The organism is Verrucosispora sp. FIM060022, assembly GCF_003977705.1.
Lineage (GTDB): Bacteria > Actinomycetota > Actinomycetes > Mycobacteriales > Micromonosporaceae > Micromonospora > Micromonospora gifhornensis.
This window is the reverse complement of the sequence record NZ_RQIV01000006.1, coordinates 265,488-285,528: the sequence shown is the minus strand read 5'-3', so window position 1 is coordinate 285,528 and position 20,041 is coordinate 265,488. Positions and strand designations below refer to the sequence as shown.

15 protein-coding genes are annotated in these 20,041 nt (G+C 71.4%); 2 read left to right on the top strand and 13 right to left on the bottom strand.

All coding sequences use genetic code 11. The features are described 5' to 3' along the window. Window positions 1-77: 77 nt before the first annotated feature. The 8 genes from EG812_RS18605 to EG812_RS18570 form a co-directional block, all read right to left on the bottom strand. Window positions 78-992 (bottom strand): cation diffusion facilitator family transporter, encoded by a 915-nt coding sequence (locus EG812_RS18605; RefSeq protein WP_013732494.1) that lies wholly within the window; start codon window positions 990-992, stop codon window positions 78-80. Between the two features lie 150 nt (window positions 993-1,142). Further along, the gene (locus tag EG812_RS18600; protein ID WP_269764244.1) at window positions 1,143-1,466 is read right to left on the bottom strand and encodes a DMT family transporter; all 324 of its coding nucleotides are present in this window, start codon (window positions 1,464-1,466) and stop codon (window positions 1,143-1,145) included. 78 nt (window positions 1,467-1,544) lie between these two features. Next, on the bottom strand, window positions 1,545-2,918 hold the full coding sequence (locus EG812_RS18595; RefSeq protein ID WP_126712294.1) for an FAD-dependent monooxygenase family protein: 1,374 nt from the start codon (window positions 2,916-2,918) through the stop codon (window positions 1,545-1,547). A gap of 174 nt (window positions 2,919-3,092) precedes the next feature. After that, entirely contained in the window at window positions 3,093-3,989 is an 897-nt protein-coding gene (locus tag EG812_RS18590) for a bile acid:sodium symporter family protein (RefSeq protein ID WP_126712293.1), read from the bottom strand. 68 nt (window positions 3,990-4,057) lie between these two features. Further along, on the bottom strand, window positions 4,058-4,798 hold the full coding sequence (locus EG812_RS18585) for a cellulose binding domain-containing protein (protein WP_233579542.1): 741 nt from the start codon (window positions 4,796-4,798) through the stop codon (window positions 4,058-4,060). A gap of 247 nt (window positions 4,799-5,045) precedes the next feature. After that, window positions 5,046-5,648 (bottom strand): LutC/YkgG family protein, encoded by a 603-nt coding sequence (locus tag EG812_RS18580; protein WP_043723555.1) that lies wholly within the window; start codon window positions 5,646-5,648, stop codon window positions 5,046-5,048. Continuing rightward, entirely contained in the window at window positions 5,645-7,054 is a 1,410-nt protein-coding gene (locus EG812_RS18575; RefSeq protein ID WP_043723550.1) for a lactate utilization protein B, read from the bottom strand. The genes EG812_RS18580 and EG812_RS18575 overlap by 4 nt, the downstream gene beginning before the upstream one ends. A gap of 17 nt (window positions 7,055-7,071) precedes the next feature. After that, window positions 7,072-7,839: a (Fe-S)-binding protein gene (locus tag EG812_RS18570; protein WP_013732487.1), complete on the bottom strand. Its 768-nt coding sequence runs from the start codon at window positions 7,837-7,839 to the stop codon at window positions 7,072-7,074. 184 nt (window positions 7,840-8,023) lie between these two features. Between EG812_RS18570 and EG812_RS18565 the strand changes: the two genes are divergently transcribed. Next, window positions 8,024-8,590, top strand: coding sequence for a nucleosidase (locus EG812_RS18565; RefSeq protein WP_043720163.1), 567 nt, complete (start codon window positions 8,024-8,026; stop codon window positions 8,588-8,590). Between the two features lie 37 nt (window positions 8,591-8,627). Here the strand turns inward: EG812_RS18565 and EG812_RS18560 are convergent, their stop codons facing one another. The 5 genes from EG812_RS18560 to EG812_RS18540 all read right to left on the bottom strand — a co-directional run bounded on the left by EG812_RS18560 (window position 8,628) and on the right by EG812_RS18540 (window position 14,302). Then, window positions 8,628-10,211: a GGDEF domain-containing protein gene (locus EG812_RS18560; protein ID WP_013732485.1), complete on the bottom strand. Its 1,584-nt coding sequence runs from the start codon at window positions 10,209-10,211 to the stop codon at window positions 8,628-8,630. Window positions 10,212-10,320: 109 nt separating this feature from the next. Continuing rightward, the gene (locus EG812_RS18555) at window positions 10,321-10,848 is read right to left on the bottom strand and encodes a hypothetical protein (RefSeq protein WP_013732484.1); all 528 of its coding nucleotides are present in this window, start codon (window positions 10,846-10,848) and stop codon (window positions 10,321-10,323) included. Window positions 10,849-10,964: 116 nt separating this feature from the next. Then, the gene (locus EG812_RS18550) at window positions 10,965-11,375 is read right to left on the bottom strand and encodes a VOC family protein (protein ID WP_013732483.1); all 411 of its coding nucleotides are present in this window, start codon (window positions 11,373-11,375) and stop codon (window positions 10,965-10,967) included. A 58-nt stretch (window positions 11,376-11,433) separates the two neighbouring features. Continuing rightward, window positions 11,434-13,818: an ATP-binding cassette domain-containing protein gene (locus EG812_RS18545; RefSeq protein WP_013732482.1), complete on the bottom strand. Its 2,385-nt coding sequence runs from the start codon at window positions 13,816-13,818 to the stop codon at window positions 11,434-11,436. 37 nt (window positions 13,819-13,855) lie between these two features. Further along, window positions 13,856-14,302 (bottom strand): helix-turn-helix transcriptional regulator, encoded by a 447-nt coding sequence (locus tag EG812_RS18540; RefSeq protein WP_126712292.1) that lies wholly within the window; start codon window positions 14,300-14,302, stop codon window positions 13,856-13,858. 276 nt (window positions 14,303-14,578) lie between these two features. On the opposite strand from EG812_RS18540, the gene EG812_RS18535 reads away from it, so the two are divergent. Then, window positions 14,579-20,041 (top strand): ATP-binding protein, encoded by a 5,463-nt coding sequence (locus EG812_RS18535; RefSeq protein WP_126712291.1) that lies wholly within the window; start codon window positions 14,579-14,581, stop codon window positions 20,039-20,041.

The window sequence follows — 20,041 nt, the reverse complement described above, 5'->3', positions numbered from 1 at the left end:
TGGCCGGGTTTCCTGTCAGCTTCCTGAAAGCACGCGCTGCCGGCCCCGCACCGGGCGGTCGTGGCCCCGCCCGGGTGTCACCAGTGCGCGCCGTGGCACACGTCCTCGGCGTCCTGCGGCTCCACCTGAAGGGTGGCGTGCTCGATGGCGAAGCGGTCGTGCAGGACCTGCCGGGCGGTGCTGAGCACCCGGCCCAGGTCCGCCCCAGCCGTCAGTTTCAGGTGCGCCGAGGCCACCTCCATGCCCGAGGTCAGGGTCCACACGTGCAGGTCGTGCACGTCGGCGACGCCGTCGAGGGCGCGCAGCCCGGCCCGTACCTCGGTGATGTCCACGTGCGGCGGCGCGGCCTGGACGAGCACCCGCAGGGCGGCCCGACCCAGCTTGTAGGTGCGGGGCAGGATGAACGCGCCCACCGCCACCGCGACGATCGGGTCGGCGTACCACCAGTCGGTCACCGCGATCACCACGGCGGCGACGATCACGCCGACCGAGGCGAGCAGGTCACCGAGGACCTCCAGGTACGCCCCGCGCACGTTGAGGCTCTCCTTGGAGCCGGAGCGCAGCAGCAGGAACGCCACGACGTTGGCGACCAGACCCGCCACGGCGACGATCAGCATCGGGCCGACCAGCACCTCCGGCGGTTCGTCGAACCGGCGTACCGCCTCGACCACCACGTAGACGGCGACCCCGAACAGCAGCACCGCGTTCGCCAGTGCCGCCAGCACCTCCATCCGGTACAGCCCGAAGGTGCGTTGGCCGTCGCGGGACGCCTTGCTCGCCGCGGTGATCGCGGCGAGGGCCATGCCGATGCCGAGCACGTCGGTGAACATGTGCCCGGCGTCCGACAGCAGGGCCAGCGAGCCGGTCACCCATGCTCCGACCGCCTCCACCACCATGAAGACGGCCAGCAGGGCGAAAGCCGCCCACAACCGCCCACGGTGCTTCTCTCCGGCGCGCAGCACCTGCCGCCCGTGGTCGTGCCCGGCACCCATCGTGCGTCCTCCCGCCCAGCAGTCGCCGATCAACATATGCGGGCATTGCAATAAGTGCAACTTTAGCGGTTGACGGGCGACCGGTACCGCGGTTCGCGCAAAATGCTGCGGGGCCGGTCCCGGCGTGACCAGCGGGATCACACCGGGACGTCAGTGCGCGCCGCGCAGGTTGAGCAGGACGACGCCGGCGATGATCAGACCGACCCCGACCACCTTGGTGACGGTCAGCGGTTCACCCAGCACGGTCGCGCCGATGGCCACGATCGCCGCGGTGCCCAACCCCGACCACAGGGCGTACGCGACACCGACCTCGATGCCCTTCACCGCCTGGGCGAGCAGCGCGAACGCCGTCAGGTAGGACACCGCCAGCCCGAGCGTCGGCCACAGGCGGGTGAATCCCTCGGTGGCCTTGAGCAGGCTGGTGCCGGTGACCTCGGCGGCGATAGCGAGCAGCAGGAAGACGTACGCCACCATGCACTCCGTTCCACTCCGGATGAGCCGACGGAGATCACTCTGCCGGTCGGGCGCGGCGATCACCAGAGGCGTGCCTCGTCACCGGGCCCGCAGGTTCGCGCGCAGCGCACCCAGGATGACCCCGGGCCTGGCCAGCGCGTTCGGGTGCTCGCACAGGGACACCACGTCGTTGAACCGGCGGGCGGTGGCGATGTCGGTGACAGTCGCGTCGACGATCTGCCGGCTGACCCAGCGGGAGAACCGGTAGCCACGCGGGTACGGGCCGTCGACGTGCGGCAGGGCCAGGTCGGCGGAGGTCGACATCGACCACGCGGCGTCGACCACGACCTGCTGCAGGGCCAGGAACTCGCGGGCCGGCTGCCGCAGATCCGGCCCGGCACGCAGGTACGTCGACAGGCAGGCGGCGTGCAGGGCCGCCGCCGTGATGCCCTGCCCGTACACCGGGTTGAAGGAGGCGACAGCGTCGCCGACCGGGACCAGCCCGGCGGGGAAGCAGCTCAGCTTGTGGAAGTCCCGCCGCCGGCTGTCGGCGTGCCGGTAGGTCTGCACGTCGCCGAGCAGTTCGCTGTCGGCGACCTCGTGGAACTCGGGTGGGAACTCGCGCAGCCGGCGAACGAAGTCCTCAGGTGTACGGCCCGGACGATTGTCCGCGTACCCGGCCATCATCGCCATCCACCGGCCGTCCTCGATGGCGAAGAACGCCGCCCCGGCCACCGCCGCCGACGTCCGCGGGCTGTTCAGCGCCAGCACGACGGTGTGCTGCGGCTTGTCCGCCCGACGCCGGAACAGCGCGGTGGCGTAGTTGAGGTGCACGCTCATCCGCCGCATCTCAGGGCGTTCCCAGCCCGCCTGCTCCAGCCAGTCGGAGAGCCGGCTCGACCGGCCCATGGCGTCCACCACGAGATCCGCGTTCTCGGTGCCGGCAGTGCCACCGACCTCGTAGCGGACCCCGGTGGTGACGGCGCCGTCGAAGACGAGACCGGTGGCGCGGGCGGTGATCGTCTTGACGTTGGGCAACCGCAGGACCTGCTGCCGGATCAGCCCTTCCAACAGCGGCCGGCTGCCGGCCAGGCTGTCGGCGTCGCCCGGCACGACGACCTTCAACCGCCCGTCGAGGTAGCTTCGGCGGGCCTCGGGTGGTGCCTCGACCGCTCCCTGGGCCACGGCCTGCCTGCCGAAGCCCGGGAAGAGCCGCTCGAGTTGCAGGAAGCCGCCCGGCAGCAGGGCGTGCAGTTGCGTCCCCTGCGGCACGCCGGGCCGGCGACCCGGGACGTGCAGGTCGTCCCGATCGATGACGACGACGCTCTGCGCGTGCTCCGCCAACGCCCGCGCGGCCAGCAGACCAGCGACACTGCCGCCGAGCACGACGGCCTTGTCGATGGACGGCGACGGCTGGTCGAGCGGTCGCACCGCGTTCAACGTGGCGAAGACCTGGGCCGGAGAGAGGGACATGGGCTCTCCAAAGAGGGGTACGAGACGGCGCCTGCCCGCGCGCGCCTGCCGTGGCGTCACGGCAGCGACAGAGCGGCGAAACGGGGGATGGCATGAACGTTCAACGATCGTTGTACCCGCACGGCGCATCACCCGTTGCCCCACGGGCTGTCAGCGTCACGACAGTCGCATACCTCACACGGTGGTGGCACCGCTCGGAGAGGTGCTGGTCCGGGTGCCGACGCGGTTCACCAGGTAGCCGAAGGCGGCGGCGGTGAAGAACATGACAACGCCGTACACGGCTGCCGGGATCGCCATCTGGCTGCTGTTGAGCAACGCCGGGCTGAGCGCGATCGTGATGGCCAGCGTGCTGTTGTGGATGCCGATCTCGAAGCCGGCCGCCTTGGCGGCACCCCGGTCGATGCCGGCCAGCCGGGGCACGCCGTAGCCGATCCCGAGGCTCACCAGGTTGAACGCGAGCACGGCGAGACCGACCGAGACGAAGTAGTCGGCCAGGTTGTCCCGCTCGCCGACCACGGCACCGGCGATCACCGCGACCAGCACGACCACGGACAGGATGCGTACCGGGCGGTTCAGGCTCTCGGCGACCCGGGGGACCCAGGCACGGACCAGCATGCCGATGGCGACCGGGACGAGCACGATGGCGAAGACCTGGAGCACCTTGTCGAACTGGAGACCGATGCTGCGCGCGTCGCCGAGGAAGTACGCCGCCGCGAGGTTGACCACGATCGGCAGGGTGAACACGGCGAGCACCGAGTTGATGGCGGTCAAGGTGATGTTGAGCGCGACGTGCCCGCCGAAGAGGTGACTGTAGAGGTTGGCCGTGGTGCCGCCGGGCGATGCTGCGAGCAGCATCATCCCGACGGCCAGTTCCGGCGGCAGACCGAAGGCGAGCACCAGACCGAAGCAGAGCGCCGGTAGCAGCAGCACCTGGCACGCCAGCGCGATCACGGCCGCCTTCGGATGGTGGGCCACCCGGCGAAAGTCGGCGACGGTCAGGCCGAGACCCAGACCGAGCATGATGACGCCGAGGGCGATGGGTAGTCCGATCAGGGTCAGGGCGGAGTCCATGACACAACATCGTTACCACCCGGTAACGCATTTACCATCATCCGTGTGGCCGGATGCTGTGGCAGTTGTCAGGACCACCGCTCGCAGGTGAGCGTGAACCCCGCCGGCACGCTGCTGGTCGCGGCCAGCAGACCGAAGGTCGTCGACGCACCCGGTGCGAGGACCCGGTTGTACTCGGCGTGCCGCGCCGTCACCTCGGTCGACGTCGTCTCCACCACCGCGTTCCAGATCGATTGGACGCTGCCGCCGCCGGGCCAGCTCCACCGCACGCGCCATCCGTTGAGCTGGTCCGCACCGGTGTTACGGACGGTGACCGTGGCGACGAAACCGCTTCCCCATCCACTGTCGACGGTGGCGGTCGCGATGCACGGTGCCGGCAGCCCGGTCCGCGCCGGCCCGCCGATGACGTACCGGTCCCGCACCCCGTGCGCGTCGCTGAGCCGGAACCAGTACTCGGTGCCCGGGGTCAACCCGTCGATGGTGACCGTGCCGGAGCGCTCCGGTCCCGAGGTGCCCTGGGCGATCGGGTCCTGCCAGTCGATGGCGTCGTCGTGGCTGCCGAACAGGTGGAACGTGATCGGCGGGTCGTAGCCGCAGGGCGGGACGACGAACGCGCTGTAGGTGATGGTCACGCTGTTCGCGGTCGTCCCGGTCACCATGGCGTTGATCGGCAGCACCGGTGGGCAGACCGGGGTCGGCGACGGCGTCGGGGTCGCCACGGGTGCGGTCTGCGCGACGGCGGGTGTGGCGAGCCCGGCGGCCAGGGTCAGGGTCGCGGTGGCCAGCACCACGCCGAACATGCGTTTCATCCGTACCTCCCGGGTCGGCCACCGCTCGCGGCGGCCGGTCGTTCCAACTGGAGGAGGACGGCCCGGCACGGGGTTCTTCCCGTGCGTCCTCTTGCCCTGCAACGAATCGCGCGACTCCCCACGCGATCCACACCGAGTCTTTCAGTCGACGATCGTCGATACAACGGTTGTCGTGACGAAGATCCGGGGCCCGACCGGAGCCGGCCGTCGACCGAACGGGCCTTGCGTCGGCAGCGTGGTCGTCGGATCAGGGCAACAGGACGACGTGCAGGGTGCGCGGCCCGTGCACGCCCTCCACCCGGTCGAGTTCGATGTCGCTGGTGGCCGACGGACCGCTGATCCAGGTCAGCGGACGCCGCGGGGTGAGCCGGGCGAGCGCCTCGGGCACGGTCGCCACCACCTGGGCCGACCGCAGCACGCAGACGTGCCGGTCCGGCAGCAGGCTGAGCACCCGTCGACCCTGGTCGGGTGAGCCGTCGAGGACGACCGTGCCGGTCTCGGCGACCGCCACCGCCGCGGCGGTGACCACGGCGTCCGCCGCCGCGATCCGCCCGTTGTCGAGGTCGCGGTCGGGCCGCACGGTCACCGTCGACGGCAACCAGGCCGACGGCAACCCCGGCGGTACGACGACCGTCGCTCCCGCCGGCAGGATCGCGGCGATCGTGTCGGCGACGGCGTCCTCGCTCACCCGGTGCACCCGGGCCCGGTAGTCGATCAGCCGCGCGACGAACCGGTCCAGGTCGAGCGGGCCGGTGTGCCGGTAGTCCCGGGGCACCTCGACGGAAGCGACCGGGCCACCGGCGGCGAGGGCGGCGCGCAGCCGACCGAGCACCAGGTCCCGGGAGCTCATCGCCCGGCCCACCACTGGCGGAACGTCTGCGACGGCGGGTCGGGCAGATCACGACTTGCGGCCCAGCCGTCCAGCGGCGGCGGCAGCGCGCGCCCACGCCGTCCGGCGAGCCGGCTCAGCCGTACCGCCCGCTGCGCCGCCTCGTACAACCGCGGATGGTCCATCGTGTACGCGGCCGCCGCCATCGCCGCCGCCTCGGCGCGCGGGTGCGGTGCCTGGTCGCGCAACTGCACAAGCAACTCCGGAATGTTGATCATCACCGGGCACGCGTCGTAGCAGGCGCCACAGAGCGACGAGGCGTACGGCAGCGAGGCGTTGTCGGCCACCCCGGTCAGTTGCGGGGACAGCACCGCCCCGATCGGCCCCGGGTAGACCGACCCGTAGGCGTGTCCGCCGGTGCGCTCGTACACCGGGCAGACGTTCAGGCAGGCCGAGCAGCGGATGCAGTGCAACGCCCGCCGGCCGGTCGGGTCGGCCAGTACGGCGCTGCGGCCGTTGTCCAGCAGCACCAGGTGGAACGCCTGCGGCCCGTCCCCCGGCGTCACACCGGTCCACATCGAGGTGTACGGGTTCATCCGCTCCCCCGTCGAGGCGCGGGGCAGCAGTTGCAGGAACACCTCCAGGTCCTGCCAGGTCGGCACCACCTTCTCGATGCCCATCACGGTGATCAGCGTCTCCGGCAGGGTGAGGCACATCCGTCCGTTGCCCTCGGACTCCACCACCGCGAGTGTGCCGGTCTGCGCCACGGCGAAGTTGGCCCCGGAGACGGCCACCTTCGTGGTGAGGAACGTCTGCCGCAGGTAACCACGGGCGGCGGCGGCCAGGGCGGCCGGCTCGTCGCTCAACCCGGGATCCACACCGGGCATGGCCCGCAGGAAGATCTCCCGGATCTCGGCCCGGTTACGGTGGATGGCCGGCACCAGGATGTGGCTCGGGCGGTCGTCACCGAGTTGGACGATCAGCTCGGCCAGGTCGGTCTCCACCGGCGCGATCCCGGCGGCGACCAGCGCCTCGTTGAGCCCGATCTCCTGGGTGACCATCGACTTGACCTTGATCACCCGCTCGCTGCCGGTGGCCCGCACCAGGTCGGTGACGAGCCGGTTGGCCTCGGTGGCGTCGGCAGCCCAGTGCACCACTGCACCGGCCTCGGTCACCCGCTCCTCAAGCTGCTCCAACAGCTCGGGCAGGCGCGCCAGGACATCTGTCTTGATCGCCCGGCCGGCCTCGCGTAACTGCTGCCAGTCCGGCACCTCGGCGATCATCCCGGCCGATCTGGCCCGGATGGTCGCGGTGGCGTGCCCGAGGTTGCGCCGCAGTTGCGGGTCGGCGAGGCTGCGCCGGGCCGCGCTCGGGAACGGCTCCGTGCCGCGCAGGTGTCCCACGCCGGGCGGCGCGGTCGACGGCATGCCGAGGAAGGTGTGGGTCACGGCTGCACCGCCACACGCTCACCGGCGGTCGCGCTGCGCTCGGTCGAGGCCAGGATCTCGGCGAGGTGCACCGTCCGGACCCCGGTACGCAGCCGGGACAGGCCGCCGCCGAGGTGCATCAGGCACGAGGAGTCGCTCGCGGTGCAGACGTCCGCCCCGGTGGACAGCACGTGACGCATCTTGTCGGCAAGCATCGCCGTCGAGGTGTCGGCGTTCTTCATCGCGAAGGTCCCACCGAATCCGCAGCACTGCTCGGCGTCCGGCAGCTCGACCAGGTCCAGACCGCGTACCGCGCGCAGCAGTCGCAGCGGCCGGTCCCCGACCCGCAGCATCCGCAACGAGTGGCAGGTCGGGTGGTAGGTGACCCGGTGCGGGTAGTAGGCGCCCACATCGGTCACCCCGAGCACGTCGACGAGCAGTTCCGACAGCTCGTACGTCCGCGCCGCCACGTCCTCGGCCCGGCCGGCCAACCGGTCGTCGCCCGCTCGTCGGGCGACCAGCGGGTGCTGGTGGCGCACCGACCCGACACACGACCCCGACGGCGCCACGATCACGTCGTACGGGTCGAAGGTCCGTACGTGTCGACGGATCAACGGCAGCGCCTCGCGTTGGTAGCCGGTGTTGACGTGCATCTGCCCGCAGCAGGTCTGCTCGGTCGGGAAGACCACCTCGTGACCGAGCCGCTCCAGCAGCCGTACCGTGGCCTTCGCCGCCTCGGGGAAGACGGTGTCGGCCAGGCAGGTCACGAACAACGCGATGCGCACGTCCCACCTCCCGCCGGGTGACCGGCAGTACGGCGGCCCGGCCGGCCGCGCGATCACCTGAGTCTGCCGCACCGACCGTCGCCGGGCGAGCGAGGCGGCTCCGCGCGACAAGCTCGACACCTCGGGTGCGGTCGGGGCCGGCCGGCACCGCTGACCGGCCCCGGTCTCCGGCTACCATCGCCCGATGGATCTTCGAGGAACGATCAGCCCTGATCGCCCGCTGCTCGTGCTGGCCCTCGCGGAGGAGGCCGCCCACCTCGATGCGCGCCTGCCGGTGCTGCTCACCGGCATGGGCAAGATCAACGCGGCGTCCGCCGTCGCGGCGACCCTGGCCCGCACACCGCTACCCGCGGCGGTGATCAACCTCGGTACCGCCGGCGCGCTGCACCCCGGCTGGGCCGGCACCCACGAGGTGGGCAGCGTCCTGCAACACGACCTGGACACCGACTTCCTCCGCCGGCTGACCGGTCAGTCCGTCGGCGCGCCGCTGGCCCTCGGCGACGGCCCGGTGCTCGCCACCGGCGACCAGTTCATCGCCGACGACGACGCCCGCGCCGCCCTGGCCACCCGCGCCCACCTGGTCGACATGGAGGGCTACGCGGTCGCCTCGACCGCCCAGCGGTTCGGCGTACCGGTCCGTCTGATCAAGCAGGTCAGCGACGAAGCCGGCGACGGGGCGGCGCGTACCTGGCAGGAGTCGGTGGACCAGTGCGCCCGACTGCTCGCCGACTGGGTCCGCGACCACCTCTGAGCCACATCAGCCCTCAACCCGGCAGGGATCGGGCCGGTCAGACCGCCAGGCAGCTGGCCCGGTTGCCGCCCGCGCGCTTGGCCGCGTACATCGCGCTGTCGGCGTGGCTGAGCGCCTGCTCCAGGCAGTACGCCGGACCGTAGGCGACCCCGACGCTGACCTGCGCCGGCCAGGCGGTCAGGCCGGCGACGGCCTCCACGGTCCGCTGCGCCACCAGCCGGGCGAGCGTGGCGTCCGCGCCCGGCAGGATGGCGACGAACTCGTCCCCGCCCAACCGCGCCACGAAGTCGCCCTGCCGCACGCTCGTCGTGAGCAGCTGCGCCACCGCCCGCAGCACGTCGTCGCCGGTGGAATGGCCAAGCGAATCGTTTATGTGCTTGAACCGGTCGATGTCCACGGCGAGCACCGCCACCGGGTGGTCGGCGGCGTCGGGATGGGCCAGAGCACGCAGGAACCTGTCGAGACCACGGCGGTTCGCCACACCCGTCAGCGGATCGGTCTGCGCCGCCCGCTCGGCCTGCTCGTGCTGCCACCGCAGCGCGTCGTACGCCTGCATCGTCATCGCGGTGTGCAGCCAGTGGTGCCGTTGCCGCCACAACAACTCGGCGAGGGTGTCGCCGTAGGTGAGCCCGGGTCGCGCACCGGCCGAGCCGGTCGCCGCCAGCAGCACCGCGTGGGTACGGTGCACCGCCGCCGAGATCAGGCAGTCGGTCTCGGGTGACAGCAGGGCGACGGCCTCCTCGATGACCCGCAGCGCCTCCTCGGGTCGCCCCGACCGGCGCAGCGCGACGGCGTGGAAGGGCCGGCACAGCAGGATCTCCTGATGCTGTTCGGGCAGGCCGTGAACGCGCAGCAGGTTGGTGTAGCGGGGAATGTCGACCGCCGCAGCGGCCGGGTCCTGCCGGTCGGCGCGGGAGCACGCCGCGTACAGCAGGGCCGAGAGCCGCCACACCTCCGCCTTGGGGCCGGACGCCTCGGCGACCGCCCGCATCGCGTACTCCTCCGCAGCGGTGGTGTGCCGTTCCGCCTCGGCGATCCGACCGACCTGGTACAGCTCCAACGCCCAGATCAGGTTGAGCTCGGCGAGGTTGCACAGCCACATCGCCCGGTTGCCGTTGTCCGGATAGGACGCGTGCCGGGTCGCCTGGTAGGCCGCCTCGAACTGGGGTGCGGCCAACTCGTAGAGGCGAAGCTGGGCGTAGCCGATCGCGATCCCGGTGTGCGCGTTGCCCGTGATCACCGGGTTAGGTTCGTCGGCCAGCAGGGCGGTTTCCGCGCTGACGAGATCGCGGAGCACCGCTTCGATGTCGTACTCGGCGAGGTCCTGACCGCCGAGGCGGAGCCGCCGGGTCGCCCGCAGCGACAGCGCGCAGGACCGCCAGCCGGCGCTGCCCTCACGGTCGGCGGCGGCCAGCATCAGATCGGCGGCGTCGATCGCGGCCCGCAGGTCACCCAGGCGGGTCAGGGCCACCACGCGGGCGAAGTGCATCGCCGCCGGGCCGTCGCCGATCTGCCCGGTGGGTTCGCGAAGTGCCGACTCCGCGGCGGTCAACACCTGCGCCGCGCCACCGGCCTGCGCCTCCTCAAGGAGGCGGAGCGCCCCGAGGGTCACCTCGTCCATGCGGCCTCCGCACCGGCCAGGTAGGAAATCAGCCCGATGGTACGGCAACGGCCTCACTTCGGGGAGTCACCGACATCGCCCCTCGAGGACCGTCCAGGCGCGACAGTGGTTATTCCGGTGGTGGGGCCGGTGGCAACGGCAGTTCGACGGCGGCGGGCTCACCGAGCCGTACCGCGGAGTGGGCCGGCGGCTGCATCCGGGCCCGAGGCAGCCGGCTGTGCACCCGGCCTCGTCCGGCCGGATCCGGCCGGGCGGTCACCTCGCAGGTCACCATCTGGATCGGTGGCGGCGGTGGGGCGAAGCGGCCGGTGCCCCAGCGCAGCCAGAGCGGGATCCGTCCGGCTTCCGCCTCGGCGAGCAGCTTCTCCCAGGTGCGGCGGCGGGTGCCGTGGTCGATCTCGACCACGACCGGCGGCCCGTCCGGGCGGGCACAGGCCACGTCGAGCACCGACTGCTGGGCGGACATCGGCGGCGGCAGCGGCAGCACGCTCGGCGCCCGCCGGTAGACCCGCCAGCCGCGCCCCTGCGCCCAGTCGACCACGGTGTCGACCAACAGTGCGGTGACCTGGTCAGTGCTCAGATCGGTGAAGACGAGCCGGTCGACCCGCTCCGCCAGCCACCGTCCCTCCTCGCCCACCCCCGCAGCCTAACCACTCCCTCATTCCCACCCCGCCCACCTGGTGGTGGCATTGGAGCTGGTCGGCACCCGGGGTGCGGACCAGCTCCACTGCCACAACGACGGCTGCGATGGGTTCAGGGCACCTGTTGGATGCGGACGAGGTTGCCGGCGGGGTCACGTACGGCGCAGTCGCGTCGCCCGTACGGCTGGTCGGTCGGCTCCTGGACCACCTCGACGTCGGCGGCCTGGAGCCGGTCGAAGGTCTTGTCCAGCTCCGGGGTGGCCAACAGGATGCCGGCGTAGGTGCCCTTGGCCATCATCTCGGCGATGGTGGCGCGTTCGTCGGCGGTGATGCCGGGGTCGACCGCCGGCGGCGTGAGGACGATGGAGGTGTCGGGCTGCCCGGGCGGACCGACGGTGATCCAGCGCATCCCACCGTGCCCCACGTCGAGGCGGACCTCGAAGCCGAGGATGTCGCGGTAGAAGGTCAGTGCCGCCTCCGGGTCGGTGTGCGGCAGAAAACTCGCGTTGATGGTGATGTTCATGCTGGTCACGCTAATCGCGCCCGGACCGGTGCGGCTTCTCGATTCCTGACCACCTGCCTCACCGGCCGACATAGCCGGCCAGGTGCTCACCGGTCACGGTGGAACGGGTGGCGACGAGATCGGCGGGGGTGCCCTCGAAGACGACCCGGCCACCGTCGTGGCCGGCGCCGGGGCCGAGGTCGATGATCCAGTCGGCGTGCGCCATGACCGCCTGGTGGTGCTCGATGACGATCACCGACTTGCCGGCGTCGACGAGCCGGTCGAGCAGCCCGAGCAGGTGCTCGACGTCGGCCAGGTGCAGGCCGCTGGTCGGCTCGTCGAGCACGTAGACGCCACCCTTCTCGGCCATGTGGGTGGCCAGCTTGAGCCGCTGCCGTTCGCCACCGGAGAGGGTGGTGAGGGGCTGGCCGAGGCTGAGGTAGCCGAGCCCGACGTCGACCAGCCGGGCCAGGATGGCGTGCGCGGCCGGAACACGGGCCTCGCCGGTGCCGAAGAACGCCTCGGCCTCGGTGACGGACATGGCCAGCACCTCGCTGATGTTCCGCCCGCCGAGGTGGTATTCCAGCACCGCGGGCTGGAACCGCTTGCCCTCGCAGTCCTCACAGGTGGTGGCGACCCCGGCCATCATGGCCAGGTCGGTGTAGATGACGCCGGCGCCGTTGCAGGTCGGGCAGGCACCCTCGGAGTTGGCGCTGAACAACGCCGGTTTCACCCCGTTGGCCTTGGCGAACGCCTTGCGGATCGGTTCGAGCAGTCCGGTGTACGTGGCCGGGTTGCTGCGCCGCGAGCCGCGGATCGGAGTCTGGTCGACCGCCACCACGCCGTCGCGCCCGGACACCGACCCGTGGATCAGGGAACTCTTGCCCGAGCCGGCCACCCCGGTGACGACGACCAGCACGCCGAGCGGGATGTCCACGTCGACGTCGCGCAGGTTGTGCGTCGCCGCGCCACGGACCTCCAACGCGCCGGTGGCGGTCCGTACGCTCTCCTTGAGGCTGGCCCGGTCGTCGAGGTGCCGACCGGTGAGGGTGCCGCTGCCCCGCAGACCCTCGACGGTGCCCTCGAAGCAGACCGAGCCACCGGCCGTACCCGCGCCGGGGCCGAGGTCGACGACGTGGTCGGCGATCGCGATGGTCTCCGGCTTGTGCTCGACCACGAGCACCGTGTTGCCCTTGTCCCGCAGCCGCAGCAGCAGGTCGTTCATCCGGGCGATGTCGTGCGGGTGCAGCCCGACGGTCGGCTCGTCGAAGACGTAGGTGACATCGGTAAGCGACGACCCGAGATGCCGGATCATCTTGGTGCGTTGCGCCTCGCCACCGGAGAGGGTGCCCGACGGCCGGTCGAGGGAGAGGTAACCGAGACCGATCTCCACGAACGAGTCGAGGGTGTGCCCGAGCGAGGTCAGCAGCGGCGCCACCGACGGCGCGTCCAGCGACCGGACCCATTCGGCCAGGTCGCTGATCTGCATCGCGCAGAGGTCGGCGATGTTGCGCCCGTCGATCTTCGAGGACCGGGCCAGCTCGCTGAGCCGGGTGCCACCGCAGTCGGGGCAGGTGCCGAAGGTGATCGCCCGGTCGACGAAGGCACGGATGTGCGGCTGCATCGCCTCGCGGTCCTTGGACAGGAAGGACTTCTGGATCCGCGGGATCAGGCCCTCGTACGTCACGTTGATGTTGTCGACCTTGATCTTGGTCGGTTCCTTGTAGAGCAGGTCGTTCAGCTCGCGCTTGGTGAACTTGCGGATCGGCTTGTCCGGGTCGAGGAAGCCGCTGCCGCTGAAGATGCGGCCGTACCAGCCGTCGACGCTGTAGCCCGGGATGGTCAGGGCGCCCTCGTTGAGCGACTTGCTGTCGTCGTAGAGCGCGGACAGGTCGAAGTCGCTGATCCGGCCCATCCCCTCGCAGCGGGGACACATGCCGCCGGTGACGGTGAAGCTGCGGCGCTCCTTCGTCGTGGCGCCGCCGCGCTCGATGGTGACCGCGCCCGCGCCGCTGATCGACGCCACGTTGAAGGAGAACGCCTGCGGCGAGCCGATGTGCGGCTGACCGAGCCGGCTGAACAGGATCCGCAGCATGGCGTTGGCGTCGGTGACCGTGCCGACCGTCGAGCGGACGTTCGCGCCCAGCCGTTCCTGGTCGACGATGATCGCGGTGGTCAGCCCGTCGAGCACGTCGACCTCGGGACGCGCCAGGGTCGGCATGAAGCCCTGGACGAAGGCGCTGTACGTCTCGTTGATCAGCCGCTGCGACTCGGCGGCGATCGTGCCGAACACCAGCGAACTCTTGCCCGAGCCGGAGACCCCGGTGAACACCGTCAGCCGGCGCTTGGGAATCTCGATGCTGACGTCCTTGAGGTTGTTCTCCCGTGCGCCGTGCACCCGGATCAGGTCGTGGCTGTCGGCGACGTGCGACGACGGGGCGCCCGCGCTCGTGGTCCTGCTCATCGATCTCTCCATCCCCGTGAACGTTCGTGTGCGCCGGTCACGCTAGCTGCGGCCGGCCCACCGACGCTTCTCGAATCCTGATCGGCCGGGTCACCTGCTTCGACACGCACGCGGGCAGCTCTGCGGCGCCGGTGAGCGCCTGACGCCGGTAGGTGCTCGGCGGCAGGCCGACCAATTCGGTGAACCTGGTGCTGAACGTGCCCAACGAGCCACAACCGACCGCGAAACAGACGTCGGTGACGCTCAGGTCGCCACGACGCAGCAGCGCCATCGCCCGCTCGATGCGCCGGGTCATCAGATAGGCGTACGGCGACTCGCCGTAGGCGAGCCGGAACTGGCGGCTGAGGTGACCGGCCGACATGTTCACCCCACGGGCGAGCGCCTCGACGTCCAGCGGCTGAGCGTACTCACGGTCGATCCGGTCCCGGACCCGACGCAGCCGCGCCAGGTCCCGCAGTTGCTCGGCCGAGGCTCTGCTGGTCACCCGCGAAATCGTGCCATGACGCACCGACAGTTGCCCACTTCCGGCGACGACCCCGCCGTGTCGTCTTCGTGCCGACCGGGGGCGACGGGTCAAGGACCGGATCGCGCAGTTAAGGCGAAGACACCAAAAGGTTTTGTGTGGTTCCTACAACCCGGCCGCGCAGGCTTCGGCGGTTACGGCATGGCGCTACCCGTCTCCAGGCAGAACAGTGTTCACTGCCGGGGCTGCCGTCCTCGGCGCACCGTACGTCACAGGTCTACCGGAGGGGTCGGTCGGGTGTTCAGCCGTATCGCCATCGTCAACCGGGGTGAGGCCGCCATGCGGCTCATTCACGCGGCCCGAGAACTGGCTGCGCAGACCGGGACACGGATCGAGACCGTCGCCCTCTATACCGACGTGGACCGCACCGCCACCTTCGTACGCGAGGCGGACCTGGCCTACGAGCTCGGCCCCGCCTCCGCGCGGCCGTACCTCAACCTGGCGACCCTGGAGCGCGCCCTGGTGGCGACCGGGGCCGACGCGGCGTGGGTCGGTTGGGGCTTCGTCGCCGAGGATCCGGCCTTCGCGGAGCTGTGCGAGAAGATCGGTGTCACATTCATCGGGCCGAGCCCGGAGGCGATGCGCCAACTCGGCGACAAGATCGGTGCGAAGCTGCTCGCCGAGCAGGTAGGTGTGCCGGTCGCGCCGTGGAGCCGGGGCGCGGTCGAGAACCTCAACGCCGCGCGGGCGGCGGCTGCCGAGATCGGCTACCCGCTGATGCTCAAGGCGACCGCCGGCGGTGGTGGGCGCGGCATCCGGGTGATCACGAGCGAGGCCGAGCTGGCCGACGCGTACGAGCGCACCAGCCAGGAGGCGGCGCGGGCGTTCGGCAGCGGGGTGGTCTTCCTGGAGCGCCTGGTCACCGGCGCCCGGCACGTCGAGGTCCAGGTGATCGCCGACGGTCAGGGCACCGCCTGGGCGCTGGGCGTACGCGACTGCTCGGTGCAGCGGCGCAACCAGAAGATCATCGAGGAGTCGGCCTCGCCGGTCCTCAGCGCGGAGCAGGCCGCCGAGCTCAAGGCGTCGGCCGAGCGGTTGGCGCTGGCCGTCGGCTACCGCGGAGCGGCGACCGTCGAGTTCCTCTACCACCCCGGTGACCGGCTGTTCGCCTTCCTGGAGGTCAACACCCGGCTGCAGGTCGAGCACCCGATCACCGAGTCCACCACCGGGTTCGACCTGGTGAAGGCGCAGCTGTGGGTGGCGGCGGGTCGACGGTTGGAAGGCGAGGCGCCGGTCGAGCGGGGGCACGCCATCGAGGCCCGGCTCAACGCCGAGGATCCCGACCGCGATTTCGCCCCCTCCCCCGGCCGGGTGGCCCGGCTGGACCTGCCCGCCGGGCCGGGCATCCGGGTGGACACCGGGATCAGCGAGGGTGACACCATCCCGGCCGACTTCGACTCGATGATCGCGAAGATCATCGCCTACGGTCGGGACCGCGACGAGGCGCTCGGTCGACTCCGTCGGGCGATGGCCGAGACCACGGTGATCATCGAGGGTGGCGCGACCAACAAGAGCTTCGTTCTCGACCTGCTCGACCAGCCCGAGGTGATCGACGCCAGCGCGGACACCGGCTGGATCGACCGGGTCCGTGGCGCCGGCGGGCTCGTCGGGCACCGGCACTCCGCCGTCGCGCTGGCCGCCGCCGCCATCGAGGCGTACGAGGAAGAGGAGCGCGGCGAGCGGCACCGGCTGCTGGCCACGGCGGCCGGTGGACGCCCACAGGTGCAGCACGTCGGCGGCCGACCGTTGGACCTCAAGCTGCGCGGCGTCGGCTACCGCATGCGGGTGGCGCGTACCGGCGCGCACCGGTTCCGGGTCGGGATCGAGGCCGGCGGCGAGGTTCGTACCGCGGACGTCGAACTCGACCGTTTCGACAGGCACACCGGGCAGATCGTCGTCAACGGCGCTCAGCACCGCCTGCTCACCGCCACGCACGGGCCGATCCACCTGGTCGAGGTGGACGGGGTGACGCACCGGGTCAGCCGGGACGAGGGCGGCGTGCTCCGGGCACCCATGCCCGCGCTTGTCGTCGCCACGCCGTTGGCGGTGGGCGCGGAGGTCGAGGCGGGCGCGCCGGTGCTGGTGCTGGAAGCCATGAAGATGGAGACGGTGCTGCGGGCGCCGTTCCGGGCGCGGCTCAAGGAGTGCGCGGTCTCGGTGGGCAGTCAGGTGGAGGCGGGCGCGCCGCTGCTGCGGCTGGACCCGATCGCCGACGACGACGCCGAGCCCGGCGCCGACCCGGCCGGTCCCACCGTCGAACTGGATCTGCCGACCGCCCCCGGGCAGGTCCCGGCGCTGGCGCGCGCCCGGCGCGGCCAGGAGGATCTGCGCGGTCTGCTGCTCGGCTTCGACGTCGACCCGCACAACGACCGGCGGGTGCTCGACGACTACCTGGTCGCCCGGCAGGAGGCCACCGAGGACGGTCACCGGCCGCTGGCCGAGGAACTGGACCTGCTCAACGTCTTCGCCGACCTCGCCGAGCTGAGCCGCAACCGGCCCACCGGCGAGGACGGCGGCAGCGCCCACGTGCACAGCGACCGGGAGTTCTTCCACACCTACCTGCAGAGCCTCGACGTCGAGCGGGCCGGCCTGCCGGCCACCTTCCAGGCCAAGCTGGCCCGGGCCCTCGGGCACTACGGCGTGACCGAACTGGACCGCTGCGGCGACCTCGAAGCCGCCGTCTTCCGGATCTTCCTCGCCCAGCAGCGGGCCTCCGCCGACGCCGCCGTCGTCACGGCGTTGCTGCGGGCGTGGCTTCAGGAGCCGCCGCCGGAGGAGTCGCTGCGCGAGCCGATCGGTCTGGCCCTGGAGCGGCTGCTGGCCGCCACGCAGGTCCGCTTCCCGGTGATCGCCGACCTCGCCCGGGGAGTGGTATTCGCCTGGTTCGCCCAACCGCTGCTGCGTCGCAACCGGGCCCGCGTCTACGCGGAGGTCCGCAAGCACCTGCGGCACCTGGACGCCCACCCGGACGCGCCGGACCGGGCCGACCGGATCGCCGCGATGGTACGCAGCACCGAGCCGCTGGTCCGGCTGCTCGGCCAGCGACTGCTGCGTGACCACCTCGACAACACGGTGATGCTGGAGGTGCTGACCCGCCGGTACTACGGCAACAAGCAGCTCATCGGCGTACGCGCCCACGAGGTGGGTGGCTGCACCTTCGTGGTCGCCGAGCGGGCCGACTCGTCGCTGGTCTCCGCCGCGGTCGGCTTCGACGCGCTCGGCGACGCGCTGCGCGGGCTCGCCGAGTTGGCCGCCGACGAGGAGGCCGTCAACGCCGACATCTACCTGGCCTGGGAGAACCAGCCGGAGGACTTCGACGCGATGGCGGCGGCGCTGCTCGCGGTGATCAACGCGCAGCCGTTGCCACCGCAGGTACGCCGGCTCACCGCCACCGTCGCGGGCAGCGGCGGGGCGGTCATGCACCACCACTTCACGTTCCGTCCGGCGAGCACCGGGATGGCCGAGGAGCGGTTGATCCGCGGGCTGCACCCGTACATCGCGCAGCGGATGCAGTTGGAGCGGCTGCGCAAGTTCGACCTGACCCGGCTGCCGTCGGCGGACGAGGAGGTCTACCTGTTCCAGTGCGTGGCCCGGGAGAACCCGTCCGACGACCGGCTCGTCGCGTTCGCGCAGGTACGCGACCTGACCGAGCTGCGCGACCACGACGGTCGACTGGTCGCGCTGCCGACCACCGAGGACGCGGTGGCGGCCTGTCTCGACTCGATCCGCCGGGCCCGGGCCCTGCAACCGTCGAAGACCCGCTTCAACACCAACCGCATCGTGATCTACGTGTGGCCGCCGAGCGGCCTGACCCGCGCCGAGATGGAGATGATCGCCGGTCGGGTACGCCCGACGACGGCGGGCGCCGGGCTGGAGGAGATCCTGTTCATCGCGCGGCAGCGCGACCGCGCCACCGGCCAGTTGACCAAGGTCGGGATCCGGATCACCTTCGACGCCACCGGCGGTGCCGAGCTGACCGTCGGTGAGCCGCCGATCGAGCCGATCGAGCCGCTGGACGACTACCGGCTGAAGGTGCTGCGGGCCAGCAGCCGCAACACCGTCTACCCGTACGAGCTGACCCGGCTGCTCGGCGACTTCGTCGAGTACGACCTCGACGACACCCACACGCTCGTGCCGGTGGACCGGCCGAAGGGCCGCAACAGCGCGGCGATCGTCGCGGGTGTGGTCAGCACGAAGACCGCCCGACACCCGCAGGGCATCAGCCGGGTGATCCTGCTCGGCGACCCGACGAAGGCGCTCGGCGCGTTGTCGGAGCCGGAGTGCCGCCGGGTGATCGCCGCGCTGGATCTGGCCGAGCGGATGCAGGTGCCGCTGGAGTGGTACGCGCTGTCCGCCGGTGCCCGGATCTCGATGACCTCGGGCACCGAGAACATGGACTGGGTGGCGGCGGCGCTCAAGCGGATCGTCGAGTTCACCCAGGACGGCGGCGAGATCAACATCGTGGTGGCCGGCATCAACGTCGGCGCGCAGCCGTACTGGAACGCCGAGGCCACGATGCTCATGCACACCAAGGGTGTGCTGGTGATGACGCCGGATTCGGCGATGGTGCTCACCGGCAAGCAGTCGCTGGACTTCTCCGGTGGCGTCTCCGCGGAGGACAACTTCGGCATCGGCGGCTACGACCGGGTGATGGGCCCGAACGGGCAGGCGCAGTACTGGGCGCCGAACCTGCCCGCCGCGCGGGACGTGCTGATGGCGCACTACGACCACACGTACGTCGTGCCGGGCGAGTCGGCCCCTCGGCGTACGGACACCACCGACCCGGTGGACCGGGACATCTCCGGCTACCCGCACTCGGTGGCCGGCAGCGACTTCAGCACGGTCGGCGAGATCTTCTCCGCCGAGGCCAACCCGGACCGCAAGAAGCCGTTCGACATCCGTACGGTGATGCGGGCCCTGTCCGACCAGGACCACCCGGTCCTGGAGCGGTGGGCGGGGATGGCCGACGCGGAGACCGCAGTGGTGCAGGACGTCCACCTCGGCGGCATCCCGGTGTGTCTGCTCGGCATCGAGTCGCGGTCGGTGCCCCGGCACGGCTTCCCGCCCACCGACGGCCCGGACACCTACACGGCGGGCACCCTGTTCCCCCGGTCGTCGAAGAAGGCCGCGCGGGCGATCAACGCGGCCAGCGGCAACCGGCCGCTGGTGGTGCTGGCCAACCTGTCCGGCTTCGACGGCTCACCGGAGTCGATGCGCAAGCTGCAACTGGAGTACGGCGCGGAGATCGGCCGGGCGATCGTCAACTTCCGTGGCCCCATCGTGTTCTGCGTGATCTCGCGGTACCACGGTGGCGCGTTCGTGGTCTTCTCCAAGGCGTTGAACCCGAACATGACGGTGCTGGCACTGGAGGGCTCCTTCGCCTCGGTGCTGGGCGGCGCCCCGGCTGCCGCCGTGGTGTTCTCCCGCGACGTCGACGCCCGTACCGCCGCCGATGCCCGGGTACGGGACATGCAGGCCCGGGTCGCCGCCGCCGCCGGCACCGACCGTGCCACGTTGACCGCGGAACTCGACGAGCTGCGTTCGTCGGTGCGGGCGGAGAAGCTCGGTGAGGTGGCCGCCGAGTTCGACCGGGTGCACAACATTCACCGTGCGGTCGAGGTCGGTTCCGTCGACGCCGTCATCCGCGCGGCCGAGTTGCGCCCCCGCATCATCGAGGCCATCGAGGCGCACCTGCGGTAG